This is a genomic window from Streptomyces sp. NPDC005576 (assembly GCF_042871745.1).
Classification (GTDB): domain Bacteria; phylum Actinomycetota; class Actinomycetes; order Streptomycetales; family Streptomycetaceae; genus Streptomyces.
In genome coordinates this window covers 14261-28564 of the sequence record NZ_JBIAJC010000008.1, presented here as the reverse complement: position 1 = coordinate 28564, position 14304 = coordinate 14261, and the positions used below count along the sequence as shown (strand labels likewise).

Below are 14304 nucleotides of genomic sequence, written 5' to 3'. Positions count from 1 at the left end.
TGGCGGCCGTTCCGGAACGCGGACCGGGGCCGGTACGTTCCCGGGGTCCAGCCCGCAGTACGACGGAGGGAATGACCCGGCATGAGCACCACGGGCACGACGAGCAGCACGGGCACGACTGGCACCACTGGCACCACTGGCACCACTGGCACCGCTCAGGACCGTGAACCGCAGGGCCACGGATTCCGGCCCGGCAGACGCGCCGTGGTGGCCGCGGTGGGCGCGGCCGGGGCGGTGGCGGCGCTCGGCGCGTGCGGGGCGTCCGAAGGCTCCGGCAGTTCCGACGGCTCCGGGGCGAAGAGCGGCACGGTGCTCGGCAGCACCGGTGACGTCCCGGAGGGCGGCGGCAAGGTCTTCGCGGACCAGGGCGTCGTGGTGACCCAGCCGAGGGCCGGGGAGTTCAAGGCGTTCTCGTCCACCTGTACCCACCAGGGCTGCGCGGTGAGAGGGGTGACCGACGGAGCCATCACCTGCCCGTGCCACCGGTCGACCTTCGATCCGTCGACGGGCGAGCCGACGGGCGGCCCGGCGACCGTCGCCCTGCCCGCGAAGAAGATCAAGGTCGCGGACGGATCGATCACGCTGGCCTGAGAAGGGCCGGTCCCCGGCATTGCGCGACGGCGCCGGGGACCCGATGATCCTGAGCATCCGCTCGGACGACGGGAAGGTGCCCCATGGCCACCACTCAACGGCGAGGCCGCAGGATCATGCTGACCGACGAGGAACGCGACGTCTTTCTGACCGAGCGGCGCACTTGCCGGGTGGCCACCGTCGGCGCGGACGGCCACCCGCACGTCGGGGCACTCTGGTTCGTGTGGGACGGCACTTCGATCTGGCTCTACTCGCTGACCCGCAGCCTGCGTTGGGCACAGTTGCACCGGGACCCGCGGGTGGCGGTGGTCGTCGACGACGGTGACGAGTACGGGGAACTGCGCGGCGTCGAGCTGCGGGGCGAGGCCGTCCCGGTGGGCGAGATACCCCGCACCGGGGAGCCGTGCCCCGAACTCGCGGCGGTGGAAGCGCTGTTCCCGGTGAAGTACTTCGGGATCGACGCCATGCCCCACGACGGCCGGCACGCCTGGCTGCGCCTCACCCCGGCCACCGTCGTCTCCTGGGACTTCCGCAAACTCCCGGACCTCGGCTGACCGGCGCGGCACTAGCCGTAGCTGATCGGCCGGGCGGGGCCGGCGACCGCGGCGACGGCGTCGGCGAGGGGGCCGACATCGTCCGGGGTCAGCGGTGACACGGTGATGCGCACCCCCTGGGGTGTGTCCGTCCGGAACCTCGCCCCGGGCGCCACCGCCCATCCCGCGTGCAGCAGCCCGGCCACGGCGCCGGTCTCGTCGCTGACCGGCACCCAGACGTTCATCCCGGTGCGTCCGTACGCGACGACGCCACGATCCGCGAGGGCGGCGACGAGCGCCGAGCGGCGTTCCCCGTACGACCGGGCGACCGAAGCCGTGTCGACGGCACCCGTGCTCCAGAGGTGAACCACGGCGCGCTGGAGCAGTCGGCTCACCCACCCCGGGCCCAGCCTCTGCCGCCCCGCCACCCGGTCCATGGTGACTCCGTCGCCGGTCAGCGCCGCGACCCGCAGGTCCGGACCGTATGCCTTGGCCACGGATCGGACCATCGCCCAGTGCCGGGTGGCCCCGGCCAGGGGGTGGAGCGGGACGTCGACGAAGGCGTGTCCGTGGTCGTCCTCCACGAGCAGGACCTCGGGGTGCGCGGCAAGCAGGGTGCGCAGCTCTTCCGCCCGCCGCGCACCGATCGCGGCTCCGGTCGGATTCTGCGCGCGGGCGGTGACGACGAGCGCCCGGACCCCCGCGCCGAGGGCCCGTTCCACGGCTGCGGGCAGAGGCCCGTCCTCGTCGACCCCGACGGGTACGGCACGGAGTCCGATCGCGGGAATCAGGTCCAACAGGCTCCCCCAGCCGGGGTCTTCGAGGCCGACGGCGTCCCCGGCCCTGAGGTGGGCCGCGAGTACCCGCTCGATCGCGTCCAGCGAGCCGGAGGTGACGACGATCCCGCCCTCGGGGACCGCGTCGGCGGCGAAGGCCGCGCGCGCGAGGGCGTCGAACTCCGGCACCACGGGCAACTCGCCGTACATGCCGGGGTTTTCGTCGGACGTCCGGACCGCCTCGGCGAATGCCTCGGCCAGTGGGGGCAGCAGCGCGGGGTCGGGGTTGCCCTTGCCCACGTCCTGCACCCCCGGTGGCGCCTCGATGCGCATCGATCCGCGCGTGGTGGTGGCGGGGCGCGGGCGCACCCGGCTGCCTCGGCGTCCGGCAGTCTCGATGACCCCACGCTCCCGCAGGGTCCGGTAGGCGGCGGCGACGGTGTTGGGATTGACCTCCAACCGCGCCGCCAACTCCCGCATAGGGGGCAGCAGTTGTCCGGGGGCGAGCTCACCCGAGCCCACCCCCCGTTCCACGCTCGCGGCAATGTCCGCCGCGCGTCCACCTGTGACCATGTACTCTCCTAGCACAAAAAGCATTATGCACTAGTGCAATGGAGGAAGCAATGCCGGACATCGCCACGCCCGTCGACTCCCACCCCGCGGAGGACGCCCGGACCGGCGCCGCGGACAACGCCCCGTACGTGGCGACCGAGCGCACCACCCCCACCCGCTCCAAGGAGCGCGCCTCCTACGACCCCGAGGTCGTGCACCCGATACTCGACGGCTCGTACCTCTGCCACCTCGGCTTCGTCCGCGACGGCGCTCCGGTGGTGCTCCCGACGCTGTACGCCCGGGTCGGGAGGCGCCTGTACATCCACGGCTCGACCGGTTCCCGGCCGCTGCGCCTGGCGAACGCCACGGACCCGGGCCTGCCGGTCTGCCTGACGGTGACCCAGGTCGACGGACTGGTCCTGGCACGCTCCGCCTTCCACCACTCGATCAACTACCGCTCGGTGGTCGCGCACGGCATCGCGTACGCCGTGACCGACCCCGACGAACGGCGGACGGCCCTCGACGCGATCGTGGACCAGGTCGTCGCGGGCCGGTCCCAGGACTCACGGCCGGCGGACGCCAAGGAGCTCGCGGCCACCGCGGTCATCCGGCTGGACCTGGACGAGGTCTCCGCGAAACTCCGCACGGGCGGCCCCAACGACGCTCCCGAGGACCTCGCGCTGCCGTTCTGGGCGGGCGTGGTGCCGGTCGCCCGGACGTACGGCACTCCCGTCCCGTCCGACGACCTCGACCCGTCCGTACCCGTCCCCGAGTACCTCGCCGCGCGCTGAACCGTACGCAGGGTTGTGTGTGCGGGGCCACACACCGGGGGCCGCACCGGAAGCACGGCGGCCCCGGTCGGCGAGGGGCGAACGGCCGTCAGGCGGACGCTCCGCCGGCCCGCATACGGTCGCGTTCCTCCCCCGCGCCCCCGTCTTCCGCCGCGCCCCCGTCCGCCGCCGTGCCCCGCGCACCGGGCCCGGCCGGCCCGGAGGCCACCGGCCCCGAGGGGGGCTTCGGGGCGGAGGACTGGGCGATGTAGGCACCCGCCAGTACGACGAGTCCGCCGGCCAGCTGCGGGCCGGAGAGGCGCTCGCCGAGCAGTACCCACGCGAGCACGGTCGCCACCACCGCCTCCAGGCACGCGACGACTCCGGCCACCTGCGGGGAGAGCAGCCGTACGGACACCACCCCGGTGAGGTAGGCGAGCACGGTCGCCAGCAGCACCACCCAGGCCAGCAGGAGCCAGGCCGGCACCCCGTGGCCGTTCATCCGCGTGGTGGAGCCGAGCACGGACCAGTCCATGCCCCACGGGCGGGCGACCAGGGTGAGCAGCACGGTGCCGACCAGCAGTCCGTATGCGATGACCCCCACCGGGTGGGGCGGCTCGCGTCGCGCCCCGCCGCCTTCGTCCTCCGCGCCCTGGTCCGAAAGGACGAAGTAGCCGACCTGGCAGCAGGCGGCCCCGAGGGCGAGCAGCAGGCCGAGGGGGTCGAAGCGCAGGCCCGACCACACTTCCACGACACAGGCGAGGCCGGCCGCCGCGAGCAGCACCCCGAGGACGGCGGCGCGGGTGACCGGCCGGCGTCGCACGAACCGGACCCAGCCCAGTACGAGGGCGGGCGCGAGGTACTCGACGAGGAGTGCCACACCCACCGGGATGCGGGAGATCGCCGCGAAGTAGCAGGCCTGGACACCGGCGACGGCGAACAATCCGAAGGCGGCCAGCAGCACGGGCCGTTCCCTCAGCAGGTTCCGGTGCCGCCACGCGGCGGGGGACATGACGAGCGCCGCGCCCGCCACCCTGAGCCACACCACGTGCAGCGGATCGAGACCCGCCTCGATGAGCGGCTTGGCCGCCACCCCCGAACCGCCGAACGCCAACGCGGAGGCCAGGGCGAGTCCCAGACCTGCACTTCTCACCTGAGACGCCTGCATCGGCACATCATGTCAGGCGTGACCGACGCGGTCACCCCTGTCGTGGCCCCGGTCCGGCCGAGGGCTTCAGGAGGAGAGCGGGTGCCCGGTCGTCGCGTCCACATGGGCGGGTACCTCGTCGTGCCGGTCGCCGACCGTCGACGTCCCGGTGGGCTCGAACAGCAGGATCGCGGCACCGGTCGGGGCGTACGGCCTGTGCTCCGTACCCCGGGGGACGGTGAACACCGCGCCTCGGGCGAGCACGACCGTGCGCTCCCCCGCCGGCTCGCGCAGCGAGATGCGCAGTTCGCCGTCGAGCACCAGGAAGAACTCGTCGGTGTCGTCGTGGGCGTGCCAGACGTGTTCGCCCTCGACCTTGGCGACGCGAACGTCGTAGTCGTTGACGCGCGTGACGATGCGAGGGCTCCACAGGGCATCGAAGGAGGCCAGGGCCTTGTCGAGTGCGAGAGGTTCGTTGCTCATGGGCCCATCGTTCCCGACCCCGCAGGAGGGACGTGAGTGCTAGGAATAGCACATGCCGCAAGAATCCTCGCATGCGGTCCGTGAGACCGCCCCGCACCGTGTCGTCGTCATCGTGGACGAGAACTCGAATCCCTTCGAACTCGGTTGCGCGACCGAGATCTTCGGCCTGCGCAGACCCGAGATCGGCCATGATCTGTACGATTTCAGGCTCTGTTCACCCGCTCCCCGCACGCTGATGCGGGACGGGTTCTTCACGCTCACCGGAGTCGAGGATCTGGAGGCGACCCGCTCGGCGGACACCCTGGTCGTCCCGAACCGGCCGGACGTCGGGACGCCCCGGCGCCCGGCCGTGCTCGACGCCGTCCGGCGGGCCCACGAGCGGGGTGCGCGCCTGGTCGGCTTCTGCAGTGGCGCGTTCACCCTGGCCGAGGCGGGGATACTCGACGGGCGCCGGGCCACCGCCCACTGGCAGTGGGCCGACGCCTTCCGGGCCCGATTCCCGGCCGTACGCTTCGAAAGGGACGTGCTGTTCGTGGACGACGGCGACATCCTCACCGCCGCCGGGAGCGCCGCGGCGCTCGACCTCGGACTCCACATCGTCCGCCGCGACCACGGTGCGGAGATCGCCAATTCCGTGAGCCGGAGGCTGGTGTTCGCCGCCCACCGCGACGGTGGGCAGCAGCAGTTCGTGGAACGGCCATTGCCCGACCTGCCCGACGAGTCGCTGGCACCCCTGCTCGCCTGGGCCCAGGAGCACCTGGACTCGGCCGTCACCGTGTCCGGGCTCGCGGCGCGGGCGGCGGTCAGTCCGGCGACGCTGCACCGTCGCTTCCGTGCGCAGTTGGGCACGACGCCACTGGCGTGGCTGACGGGGGAACGGATCGCCCTGGCCTGTCGGCTGATCGAGCGGGGGGAATCACGCTTCGACGTCGTCGCGCGACGCACCGGGCTCGGCACCGCCGCCAACCTGCGCGCCCTGATGCGCCGCGGGACGGGGCTCAGCCCCTCGGCGTACAGAGCCCGGTTCGGACCGGCGTCCGGCTGAACCCCGTACGGGCGCAGGCAGCCCGGCAGGGGTACGACGAGACACGACGAGAAGGGCCCCGCGGCCATCCGGCCGCGAGGCCCTTCGCTCCCCGGCACTCCGTACGCACGGCCTCAGTTCTCGTCGGCGAGAATGAGGTAGAGCTTCTTCTTGGCGTCGTTGATGACGGCGAGTGCCTTCTGGCGCTGGTCGGCGGAGCCGGTCTTCCAGACCTGGCCGAACGCCTCCATCAGACCGAAGCCCGCCTGCCGGATCTCGTTCACGCTCTCCCAGTCGACACCGCGGCCGGCGTCCTCCCAGGGGGCGTCGGGACCGGACTCGGCTTCCGCGCTTCCGGCCTCGGTGAGCGTGAACAGCTTCTTGCCGCCCTCGCTCGCGCTGACGATCAGGCCCTCGTCCTCCAGCAGTTGCAGCGTCGGGTAGACCGAACCGGGGCTGGGCCGCCAGGCCCCACCGCTGCGCTCGCCGATCTCCTGGATCATTTCGTAGCCGTGCATCGGGCGGTCCTTGAGCAGCGCCAGGATCGACGCACGCACGTCACCGCGCCGCGCCCGTCCCCGGCCGCCACCCCGCCCGCGGCCACCCCCGCCGAAGGGCCCCCCGCCGAACGGGCCCCCTCCGAAGGGGTTGTTGCCGCCGAACTGCGGCCCGAAGGGACCGAAGGCGGAACGCCGGCCGTCGAAGTCTCCGTGGCCCGGCCGCCCGGGCCCACCCTGTCCACGACCGCCACGGCCGCGCTCGTTCTCGAATCCATGTGAACGCATGACGCGCTCCTTCCGTTCTTACCGGACCGGTACGTTCGTACCGATGGCTCAACGATATATCGGAAACTATCGCCGAGCAAGGATCCCCGAAGCCTCCCGCCCGGCCGAGACCCGAGCCGGGCAGTTTCCCTGGTCCTGGCAGCCCCACTGGCCCGGCGGTGGGGCGACCGATAGGTTCCGGATCATGAGTGTGGAGACCGAGATCGTTCGCGAGGCGACCCCCGAAGTGATGGAAGCGTTCGCGCGCCTCCTCCCCCAGCTCTCGTCCCGGGCCGAGCCCCTGGACCGTGAAGCGGTGGAGGGACTGGTGCGGACGGATACCAGCACACTGCTGGTGGCCCGTGTCGACGGCGTCGTCGTCGGAACGCTGACGCTGGTGATGTCGCCCTTGCTCTCGGGCCTGCGGGCGCACATCGAAGACGTGGTGGTCGATGCCGACGCGCGCGGCCACGGAGTCGGCGGAGTGCTGATCGACAAGGCCCTCGCCCTGGCCTCCGCGGCGGGAGCCCGGACCGTCGACCTCACCTCGCGGCCCTCGCGGGAGGCCGCGAACCGCCTGTACGAACGGGCGGGTTTCCGGCGGCGGGAGTCGACCGTCCACCGCGTCACCCTGGACTGAGAAGTGCGGACCCGTGGAGGGGAGGCGCGGGTAGGACACGGCCGGGGGAAGCGCGGCGAACCGGGGGTGCCCGGGAAGCGGGGGCCGGCCCCGCGAGCCCTTGACGGTGGCCCTGGTTACGGTCGCCCCATGAGGATCCGTATCGTCGACGCGTTCACCGACCGCCCCTTCGCCGGCAACCCCGCCGGTGTCGTCCTGCTGGACTCCGGGGAATTCCCCGAAGCGGGCCCGCTGCAACGGATCGCCTCCGAGGTCAACCTCTCGGAGACGGCCTTCGCCCATCCGCTGGCGCCGGGCGGTGTCGCGGACTGGGCGCTGCGCTGGTTCACCCCGACGACGGAGGTGGACATGTGCGGGCACGCGACGCTCGCCACCGCACACGTCCTGGAGACGACCGGGGCGGCCACGGGCGCCGTACGGTTCGCCACCCGATCAGGGGTGCTCACCACCGTCGCCCGGCCCGGCTCCGCCTACACGATGGACTTTCCCACCTCCTCCCTCACGCCCGAGACGGCGCCGGCGGGACTGGCCCGGGCCCTGGGCGCCGAGCCACTCCTGACCCTCGGCACCGCCGAACACATCGGCGATCTGCTGGTCGAGCTCGACGACGAGGCGACCGTACGCGGGCTGACACCCGACTTCGCCGCACTCGTGCGGTGTTCGCGGCGCGGTGTGATCGTCACCGCCGCCGCGGAGGACCCCACCCTGGGCTACGACTTCGTCTCGCGGGGCTTCTTCCCCGGGGTCGGCATCGACGAGGACCCGGTGACGGGCAGCGCACACACCGCGCTCGCCCCGTTCTGGTCGGCCAGGCTCGGCCGTGACGCGCTGACGGGCCTCCAGGGCTCCACCCGCACCGGACTGGTCCGCACGGAGCTGCGCGGAGACCGGACTCTACTCACCGGCAACGCCGTGACCGTCATCGACGGGGAGTTGCTCGCCGCGCTCTGAGCCGGCGCCCCGGGCCGGTGCTCCGGGCCGGCGGCAGGGGACCGGTCCGCGAGGACGCCCGCGGTCGGGGGCCGCCCGCCGCCGCGGCGACTCACGGTGTGGGCAGCCAGTCCACCTTCCCGGCGAGGAGCGCGTATCCGACGAAGGCCCCGATGTCGAGGAGCGCGTGCGCGGCGACCAGCGGGCCGACCCGGCCCCAGCGCCGGTAGAGCAGGACGAAGACGACGCCCATCACCATGTTGCCGAGGAAGCCCCCGATCCCCTGGTAGAGGTGGTAGGAACCACGCAGCACCGAACTGGCCACCAGTGCCGCCCGGGGCGTCCACCCCAACTGGCCGAGCCTGCGCAGCAGGTAGCCGACCACGATGACCTCCTCCAGCACCGCGTTCTGCAGCGCGGAGAGGATCAGCACGGGGAACTTCCACCACACCTCGGGCAGCGACTCGGGCACCACCGTGAGGTTGAAACCGGTGGCCCGCGCGACGAGGTAGAAGGCCAGTCCGGCACTGCCGATGCAGGCGGCCACCGCGACGCCGCGCCGCACGTCGGGACCGGGCCGGGTGCGGTCGAAACCGATGGTCCGCAGGCTCGCGCCCTCCCGCACCAGCAGATGCGCCACCAGTGCGACGGGGACGAGAGCCGTTGCGATCCCGAACGTTTGCCATGCCAGATCAAGCCAAGGACGTCCTGGCGCGTACGAGCCGTTGAGCGTGGCCGCCTGCTCCTTCAAGCCCCCCGGTTTCGTCAGTGATCCGACAAAACTGATGAGCGCGGAGACTCCGCTCGCGCCCAGCGACAGTGCGAGCACCAACACCGCCTCGGAGCCCAACATCCTTCTGGAAAGCGACTCTTGGGGACAAGAATCAGCCACGCGCCCCACCTTCACCGGTACACCCGCCTTTTGTTCTGCAATCGCGTCTCATGCCACCCGCCGCACCGCTAGGGTCTCGAAAGCAAGTACGAAGATCATGCGCGACAGGCCGGGGGACGAGCACCATCACCGATGGTGTGGTCCCCCTTTTCCTTGTTTCATTCTCAAGGAGGGGCACCACCGACATGGGACGTCACAGCTTGCCCGACCGCTCTGCGGCGGACAGACCCGGGGCGGCCTCCGCGCCGCCCCGCCGCCGCGCGGTCGCCGTCGCCGGCGTACTCGTCGTCGCAGTGGCCGCCGGCGCGGCCGTGGTCGCGCGCAGCGGCCTGCTCTCGTTCTCCGAGCCGTGCGACAAGGACGCGGTCCGGCTCACCGTGGCCGCTTCACCCGACATCGCCCCCGCCGTACGCGCCGTCGTCGCCCGGGCGCGCAAGGACGAAGTGCGTACGGACGGACGCTGCATGGACGTCGAGGTGGTGGCCGTCGATTCGTACAAGGTCGCCAACACCGTGGCGGCCGGCGGCAGGACCCCGTACCAGGTCTGGCTGCCGGACTCGGACCTCTGGCTCGACCGGGCGAAGGGCGCGGGGGACGGCATACCTCTCACGCCCGGCGATTCGGTGGCCACCTCCCCGGTGGGGTTCGCCGTGGTGCCGTCCGCGGCGAAGTCTCTCGGCTGGCCGGACAAGCGGCTGGGCTGGGCCGAACTGGTCGCCGCGGCCCTGGGGTCGGACGGCGCGGTCCGGCTCGGGGCCGCCGATCCGGCCCGCAGCGCCACCGCGCTGCTGGCGCTCACGGCCATCGGGGCGTCCTCGGCCGACCAGGGCGGCGACAGCGACACCCGGGCCGCGCAGACTGCGAAGATCCTCTCGGAGCGCATGTCGGAGAGCGATCCGAAGGCCGCGGAGACACTGATGCGCGACGATTCGGCCGCCGAGCAGGGCGACGCCGGACGGAACCAGGCCCTGATGATGTCGGAGCAGGCCGCCTTCGCGCACAACGAGAAGGCCACCGGGGGCGGAAAGGTCGACCTCTTCTACCCGAAGGACGGCAGCCCGCAGCTCACCTACCCGTACACGCTGGTGGACGAGACGTCGATGACCGTCGAGCAGAGCCGGACCGCACTGCGTCTGATGACGCTGCTCAGGGACAGCGGCTCGGGCGGACCCGAGGCCGTCCTGCCCGCCCACGGGTTCCGGCCCCCGGACGGCAGTGCCGTGACGCAGGTCGTCCGGGCGGCGGGCGGGAAGGACCCGCAGCCGTACGCCGAGGCTCCCGCCACCGCTCCCACCGATGCCGAACTGCAGGAAGTGCTCGGCATGTGGACCATCACCGTGCAGAGCGCCCGGCTCTTCACGGTGGTCGACGCGTCGGGTTCGATGGCGACCCCGGTCCCCGGCCGCGACGAGTCCCGGATGGACGTGACGAAGGAGTCGCTGCTCCAGGCGCTGAGCCAGTTCACGGACGAGGACGAGATCGGTCTCTGGGAGTTCGCCACCACCCTCGACGGCCCCAAGGACTACCGCGAGCTGACCCCGGCGGACCGCCTCGGCGACCGTACCGCGAGCGGCGCCACGCACCGGGAGGAACTCGCTGCGGCCTTCGACGAGCTGGAGCCCGTGCCGAACGGCGCCACCGGCCTCTACGACACCACCCTCGCCGCGTACCGGGCGGCCGTGGCGAGTTACGTGCCGGGCAAGTTCAACGCGCTGGTCATCCTCACGGACGGCTCGAACCAGGACGACCACGGGATCTCGCGCAGCGGCCTGATCCAGCAGCTCAAGGGAGTCGCCGATCCGGAACGCCCGGTGCCGATCCTCGCCATCGCGGTGGGGCCGGACGCGGACCGCGAAGAGGTCGCGGAGATCGCGAAGGTGACGGGCGGTGGCGGTTACGAGGTGAGCGACCCCGCCGAGATCCAGTCGGTGATCCTGCAGGCCATCATGACGGCCAGTCAGGCCACCCTGCCCGAGTAGACCGGCGCCGGCCGCCCGAACCGCGCCCCCGGGACCCGGGTGGCACCCTCACTGTCAGCGCCTCCGTCTACCGTCCACCCGTGAACAGGACCGACATGGACGACCCGCAGGACGTGGGCGTGGCGTTCTGGACGCGGATCCACGCCTTCGCGATCAGCGAGGAGCCGCCACCGCCGGACTCACCCCTCGCTCGCGTACGCGCCTTCACCGCCGAGTACCCGTCGGTGGAGCTCACGGAGGAACACATCGGGGCCGCGGTCGCGGGTCGCCCGCTGCTCCCCTGAGCGGGCCGGTCCGCCCGCCCGCGCGGATAGGGGCACGGGCGGCGAGCCGTGCGCGCGGGCGCTCACGGCTTCGGGAAGCCGACGGGCCAGGTGTGCACCGGCTCGCCGCTGCGCGCCAGCTCGCCGTACCTGCGGGTGGTGGCGGCGAGGGCGGCTTCCCGTCCCAGTCCCGCCTCCTGCGCCCGGTGGTAGGTGTCGACCTGCCAGGAGGCTCCGTTGACCCGTCGGCGGCACCGCTCCTCGATGATGCCGAGGTAACGGTCGCGGTCGGCGGGCTCGATGTTCCAGGCGTCGAGCCCGGCGGACGCGAGGGGCAGCAGTTCGTCCCGTACGAGCTTGATCGCGGGGACCTTCGCGACTCCGCCGGACCGGCCCGGGCGCGGCCACAGCAGCTCGGCCTCGATGCCGTACCTGCAGGCGTTGTCGAAGTTCTCCTCCGCGGCCTCGAAGGGGAGCCTGGTCCACACCGGACGGGGTTCGTCGGCGAGTGCGCGCACCAGCCCGTAGTAGAAGGCGGCGTTGGCGAGCACGTCCGCGACGGTCGGTCCGGCGGGCAGCACCCTGTTCTCCACCCGCAGGTGCGGCGCCCCGTCCGCGACTCCGTAGACGGGGCGGTTCCACCGGTAGATCGTCCCGTTGTGCAGGACGAGTTCGGCGAGCGACGGTACGCCGCCGTCGTCGAGCACGCGCAGGGGGTCCTCTTCGGAGAGGATCGGGAGCAGGGGCGGGAAGAAGCGGACGTTCTCCTCGAAGAGTTCGTGCGCCGAGCTGATCCAGCGCTCTCCGAACCAGGTCCGCGGGCGCACTCCCTGGTTCCGGAGTTCGGGCGGCCGTACGTCCGTGGCCTGCTGGAACAGCGGCGGCCTGGACTCCCGCATCAGCTCCTTGCCGAACAGGAAGGGCGCGTTCGCACCGAGCGCGATCTGCACCCCGGCGACCGCCTGGGCGGCGTTCCACACGTCCGGGAACCGGGCGGGGGTCACCTGGAGGTGCAACTGCACTGAGGTGCACGCCGATTCGGGGGCGATCGACGCGGAGGTGGACACGAGATGCTCGACGCCCTCGATGTCGATCGCGAAATCCTCGCCCCGCGCGGCGACCATCTCGTCGTTGAGAAGGGTGTAGCGGTCCACGTCGGAGAGGTTGCCGAAGACCAGGTCGTCCGGTCCCAGGGTGGGAAGAATTCCGATCATGACAATGCCGGCGTCGACTTCGGCGGCCTTCCGGTCGGCATATGCCAGCCCGGTGCGCAGCTCCTCCGCGAGCTGATCGAAAACTCGCCCGCTCAACCGGTGCGGAACGATATTCACCTCAAGGTTGAACATCCCGAGTTCTGTCTGGAAATCCCGGCTGGCGATGCGCTGGAGCACCTCGGCATTCATCATGCGGGGCGTGCCGTCCGAGGCCGCGAGATTCAGCTCGATCTCCAGCCCCATGAAATTTCGGGGGCGGTCGAACCTCCGCTCCTCCAGCAGCCTCTCCAGTCCTTCCAGACACCGGGCCAGCTTGCGCCGGTACGCCGGGCGGTCGGACAGGTCAAAGGCGTGCGCCACGACCTTCTCCCCCATCGAAGAATCCCTCCATCAGTGGCGGCCCGCGGCCAGGTCGCTCGCATCTCGATCGATAATGCCCCGTAGAAGTGATCCATAACGCCTGCGGAACCGTGCGGCGCCGGATAGGCTGGGGCCGCTCGGCCATCAGGCACATTCCGTAGGCATGAGGTGGGCGGCTCATTCCGTCTCGCCTTCCCCGCATACAGGTGGCGGAAACACCGCTCTTTTTGAGCCGACCGCGAAATGTGAAAGCCCGCAGGCGGAGCCTGGAGCATGCGTCGCGAATCACCAGAAACTCCGCATTTCAAAGACGCAAAACGGCCTTGCGTGTCATATGACCGACAGCTAGTGGAAACACCAGGCGAACACTTGTCATATAAACTCCGCTCATGAGGCCGATAGTCGACGCGTCCAGCCGTCGGCCGGCCTCCTTCTGACGTCCCGCATGCCGACAGCGCCGTCTGCACCCACCCGCGCATCACCGTGTCTCCGAAGCGAGAGGCGACCCACCATGCCGCTTCATGTTCCCCCGGCCCCCGCGCCCGCACTGCGCAGCGTCCTCACGGCACTCGGTTCTCCCACCGCGGTCCGCGAAGCCCGCACCCCCGCCCTGCGGTCCGCCCAGGGACCGCTGAGCCCCGAACTGCCCCTGCCCGTACACGTTCTCGACCGGGAGACCTCCGACCTGGCCGCACACGCGACCCGTCTCGCCGGCTGGCGCTTCCTGATCCGCGCCGAGTCGGGGATCGTCGCCGGGGCCGACACCGTCCTCACCGCGGACGGCTGGGCGTTCTCGCACTTCTTCGAGGGCCCCTATCTCGGGTCGACCGAACGCGCCCTGAGACAGGCCGAGTCGACGGCCACGCTCCACCAGCCGCGGCTGCTCTCCGTGCCCGAGCTCTACATGCTCACGCTCTGGCTGCACGGTGACACCGGGGCCGACCCCGCCTCCGGTGCGGTCGCGCCCAACGACATCCTCGTCCCCCTCGCTCCCGCACCGACCGGGATTGCCGCACACCGGCCCTACCGGGCCGCCGATCTGCTCCCGGTACTCACCCGGCGCATCGTGCCCCGGCCCGGTCCCCTCGTCGGCTCGGCCTGACCCGCACCGCCCCGCCACACCGTTCCTCCGGCCCGCCCCCGCCCCGCGCGGGGGCGGGCCGTCGTACGTCTGCCCGCCCGGCGCACACCCCGCCGAAACACGCCCATGGCCCACTCGGACTACTCCGCACCCCCCGAAGAGACGGCGACCGCCTGGTGAGCCCTCCGCGCGGGTGACACCTCGGCGGAGCGTGAAACGAGCTGAGCCGAAATCCCTGCGGAACGCGGCGTGTGGCGCAACACTGAGACGGACCGGCCCTTACGGGAAGGCCGTTCGGCACGCAC

The 14304-nt window shown here is 71.8% G+C and carries 15 protein-coding genes; 9 read left to right on the top strand and 6 right to left on the bottom strand.

What is annotated here, in order from left to right; translation table 11 throughout:
• Nucleotides 1–81 precede the first annotated feature (81 nt).
• Both ACFYPN_RS15465 and ACFYPN_RS15460 read left to right on the top strand, forming a co-directional pair.
• Nucleotides 82–591: a Rieske (2Fe-2S) protein gene (locus tag ACFYPN_RS15465; RefSeq protein WP_389298537.1), complete on the top strand. Its 510-nt coding sequence runs from the start codon at nt 82–84 to the stop codon at nt 589–591.
• Nucleotides 592–674: 83 nt separating this feature from the next.
• Nucleotides 675–1145: a pyridoxamine 5'-phosphate oxidase family protein gene (locus tag ACFYPN_RS15460; protein WP_389298535.1), complete on the top strand. Its 471-nt coding sequence runs from the start codon at nt 675–677 to the stop codon at nt 1143–1145.
• Nucleotides 1146–1156: 11 nt separating this feature from the next.
• On the opposite strand, the gene ACFYPN_RS15455 is transcribed toward ACFYPN_RS15460, so the two are convergent.
• Entirely contained in the window at nt 1157–2488 is a 1332-nt protein-coding gene (locus ACFYPN_RS15455; protein ID WP_389298533.1) for an aminotransferase class I/II-fold pyridoxal phosphate-dependent enzyme, read from the bottom strand.
• A 35-nt stretch (nt 2489–2523) separates the two neighbouring features.
• On the opposite strand from ACFYPN_RS15455, the gene ACFYPN_RS15450 reads away from it, so the two are divergent.
• Nucleotides 2524–3243 carry a pyridoxamine 5'-phosphate oxidase family protein gene (locus ACFYPN_RS15450; protein WP_389298980.1) on the top strand — a complete coding sequence of 240 codons (720 nt, stop codon included), beginning with the start codon at nt 2524–2526 and terminating at the stop codon, nt 3241–3243.
• A gap of 88 nt (nt 3244–3331) precedes the next feature.
• Here the strand turns inward: ACFYPN_RS15450 and ACFYPN_RS15445 are convergent, their stop codons facing one another.
• Nucleotides 3332–4390, bottom strand: coding sequence for a DMT family transporter (locus ACFYPN_RS15445; protein WP_389298531.1), 1059 nt, complete (start codon nt 4388–4390; stop codon nt 3332–3334).
• Nucleotides 4391–4456: 66 nt separating this feature from the next.
• A complete protein-coding gene (locus tag ACFYPN_RS15440) occupies nt 4457–4852 on the bottom strand; it encodes a cupin domain-containing protein (RefSeq protein WP_358760027.1) in 396 nt (131 codons plus the stop codon).
• Nucleotides 4853–4904: 52 nt separating this feature from the next.
• On the opposite strand from ACFYPN_RS15440, the gene ACFYPN_RS15435 reads away from it, so the two are divergent.
• Nucleotides 4905–5897: a GlxA family transcriptional regulator gene (locus tag ACFYPN_RS15435; protein WP_389298529.1), complete on the top strand. Its 993-nt coding sequence runs from the start codon at nt 4905–4907 to the stop codon at nt 5895–5897.
• Between the two features lie 113 nt (nt 5898–6010).
• On the opposite strand, the gene ACFYPN_RS15430 is transcribed toward ACFYPN_RS15435, so the two are convergent.
• Nucleotides 6011–6661, bottom strand: coding sequence for a PadR family transcriptional regulator (locus ACFYPN_RS15430; protein WP_358760023.1), 651 nt, complete (start codon nt 6659–6661; stop codon nt 6011–6013).
• 184 nt (nt 6662–6845) lie between these two features.
• Here ACFYPN_RS15430 and ACFYPN_RS15425 point away from each other — a divergent pair, with 184 nt between their 5' ends.
• Both ACFYPN_RS15425 and ACFYPN_RS15420 read left to right on the top strand, forming a co-directional pair.
• On the top strand, nt 6846–7280 hold the full coding sequence (locus tag ACFYPN_RS15425; protein WP_389298526.1) for a GNAT family N-acetyltransferase: 435 nt from the start codon (nt 6846–6848) through the stop codon (nt 7278–7280).
• Between the two features lie 129 nt (nt 7281–7409).
• On the top strand, nt 7410–8231 hold the full coding sequence (locus tag ACFYPN_RS15420; RefSeq protein WP_358760020.1) for a PhzF family phenazine biosynthesis protein: 822 nt from the start codon (nt 7410–7412) through the stop codon (nt 8229–8231).
• Nucleotides 8232–8322: 91 nt separating this feature from the next.
• Here the strand turns inward: ACFYPN_RS15420 and ACFYPN_RS15415 are convergent, their stop codons facing one another.
• Nucleotides 8323–9063, bottom strand: coding sequence for a CPBP family intramembrane glutamic endopeptidase (locus ACFYPN_RS15415; RefSeq protein ID WP_358760018.1), 741 nt, complete (start codon nt 9061–9063; stop codon nt 8323–8325).
• Nucleotides 9064–9287: 224 nt separating this feature from the next.
• On the opposite strand from ACFYPN_RS15415, the gene ACFYPN_RS15410 reads away from it, so the two are divergent.
• Together ACFYPN_RS15410 and ACFYPN_RS15405 are read left to right on the top strand one after the other, a co-directional pair.
• Nucleotides 9288–11081 carry a VWA domain-containing protein gene (locus ACFYPN_RS15410; protein WP_358760016.1) on the top strand — a complete coding sequence of 598 codons (1794 nt, stop codon included), beginning with the start codon at nt 9288–9290 and terminating at the stop codon, nt 11079–11081.
• An 80-nt stretch (nt 11082–11161) separates the two neighbouring features.
• Nucleotides 11162–11365, top strand: coding sequence for a hypothetical protein (locus tag ACFYPN_RS15405; RefSeq protein WP_358760014.1), 204 nt, complete (start codon nt 11162–11164; stop codon nt 11363–11365).
• 62 nt (nt 11366–11427) lie between these two features.
• On the opposite strand, the gene ACFYPN_RS15400 is transcribed toward ACFYPN_RS15405, so the two are convergent.
• Entirely contained in the window at nt 11428–12933 is a 1506-nt protein-coding gene (locus ACFYPN_RS15400; RefSeq protein WP_358760012.1) for a glutamate--cysteine ligase, read from the bottom strand.
• A 496-nt stretch (nt 12934–13429) separates the two neighbouring features.
• On the opposite strand from ACFYPN_RS15400, the gene ACFYPN_RS15395 reads away from it, so the two are divergent.
• Nucleotides 13430–14020, top strand: a complete 591-nt coding sequence (locus tag ACFYPN_RS15395) for a hypothetical protein (RefSeq protein ID WP_358760010.1) — start codon at nt 13430–13432, stop codon at nt 14018–14020.
• Nucleotides 14021–14304: the final 284 nt, after the last annotated feature.

Excerpts from the sequence above, each read along its gene's own strand:
- ACFYPN_RS15460 (WP_389298535.1), top strand. The coding sequence starts at position 675 with ATGGCCACCACTCAACGGCGAGGCCGCAGGATCATGCTGACCGACGAG.
- ACFYPN_RS15415 (WP_358760018.1), bottom strand. The coding sequence starts at position 9,063 with ATGTTGGGCTCCGAGGCGGTGTTGGTGCTCGCACTGTCGCTGGGCGCG.
- ACFYPN_RS15410 (WP_358760016.1), top strand. The coding sequence starts at position 9,288 with ATGGGACGTCACAGCTTGCCCGACCGCTCTGCGGCGGACAGACCCGGG.
- ACFYPN_RS15420 (WP_358760020.1), top strand. The coding sequence starts at position 7,410 with ATGAGGATCCGTATCGTCGACGCGTTCACCGACCGCCCCTTCGCCGGC.
- ACFYPN_RS15465 (WP_389298537.1), top strand. The coding sequence starts at position 82 with ATGAGCACCACGGGCACGACGAGCAGCACGGGCACGACTGGCACCACT.
- ACFYPN_RS15425 (WP_389298526.1), top strand. The coding sequence starts at position 6,846 with ATGAGTGTGGAGACCGAGATCGTTCGCGAGGCGACCCCCGAAGTGATG.
- ACFYPN_RS15445 (WP_389298531.1), bottom strand. The coding sequence starts at position 4,390 with ATGCAGGCGTCTCAGGTGAGAAGTGCAGGTCTGGGACTCGCCCTGGCC.
- ACFYPN_RS15435 (WP_389298529.1), top strand. The coding sequence starts at position 4,905 with ATGCCGCAAGAATCCTCGCATGCGGTCCGTGAGACCGCCCCGCACCGT.
- ACFYPN_RS15430 (WP_358760023.1), bottom strand. The coding sequence starts at position 6,661 with ATGCGTTCACATGGATTCGAGAACGAGCGCGGCCGTGGCGGTCGTGGA.
- ACFYPN_RS15395 (WP_358760010.1), top strand. The coding sequence starts at position 13,430 with ATGCCGCTTCATGTTCCCCCGGCCCCCGCGCCCGCACTGCGCAGCGTC.
- ACFYPN_RS15440 (WP_358760027.1), bottom strand. The coding sequence starts at position 4,852 with ATGAGCAACGAACCTCTCGCACTCGACAAGGCCCTGGCCTCCTTCGAT.
- ACFYPN_RS15400 (WP_358760012.1), bottom strand. The coding sequence starts at position 12,933 with ATGGGGGAGAAGGTCGTGGCGCACGCCTTTGACCTGTCCGACCGCCCG.
- ACFYPN_RS15450 (WP_389298980.1), top strand. The coding sequence starts at position 2,524 with ATGCCGGACATCGCCACGCCCGTCGACTCCCACCCCGCGGAGGACGCC.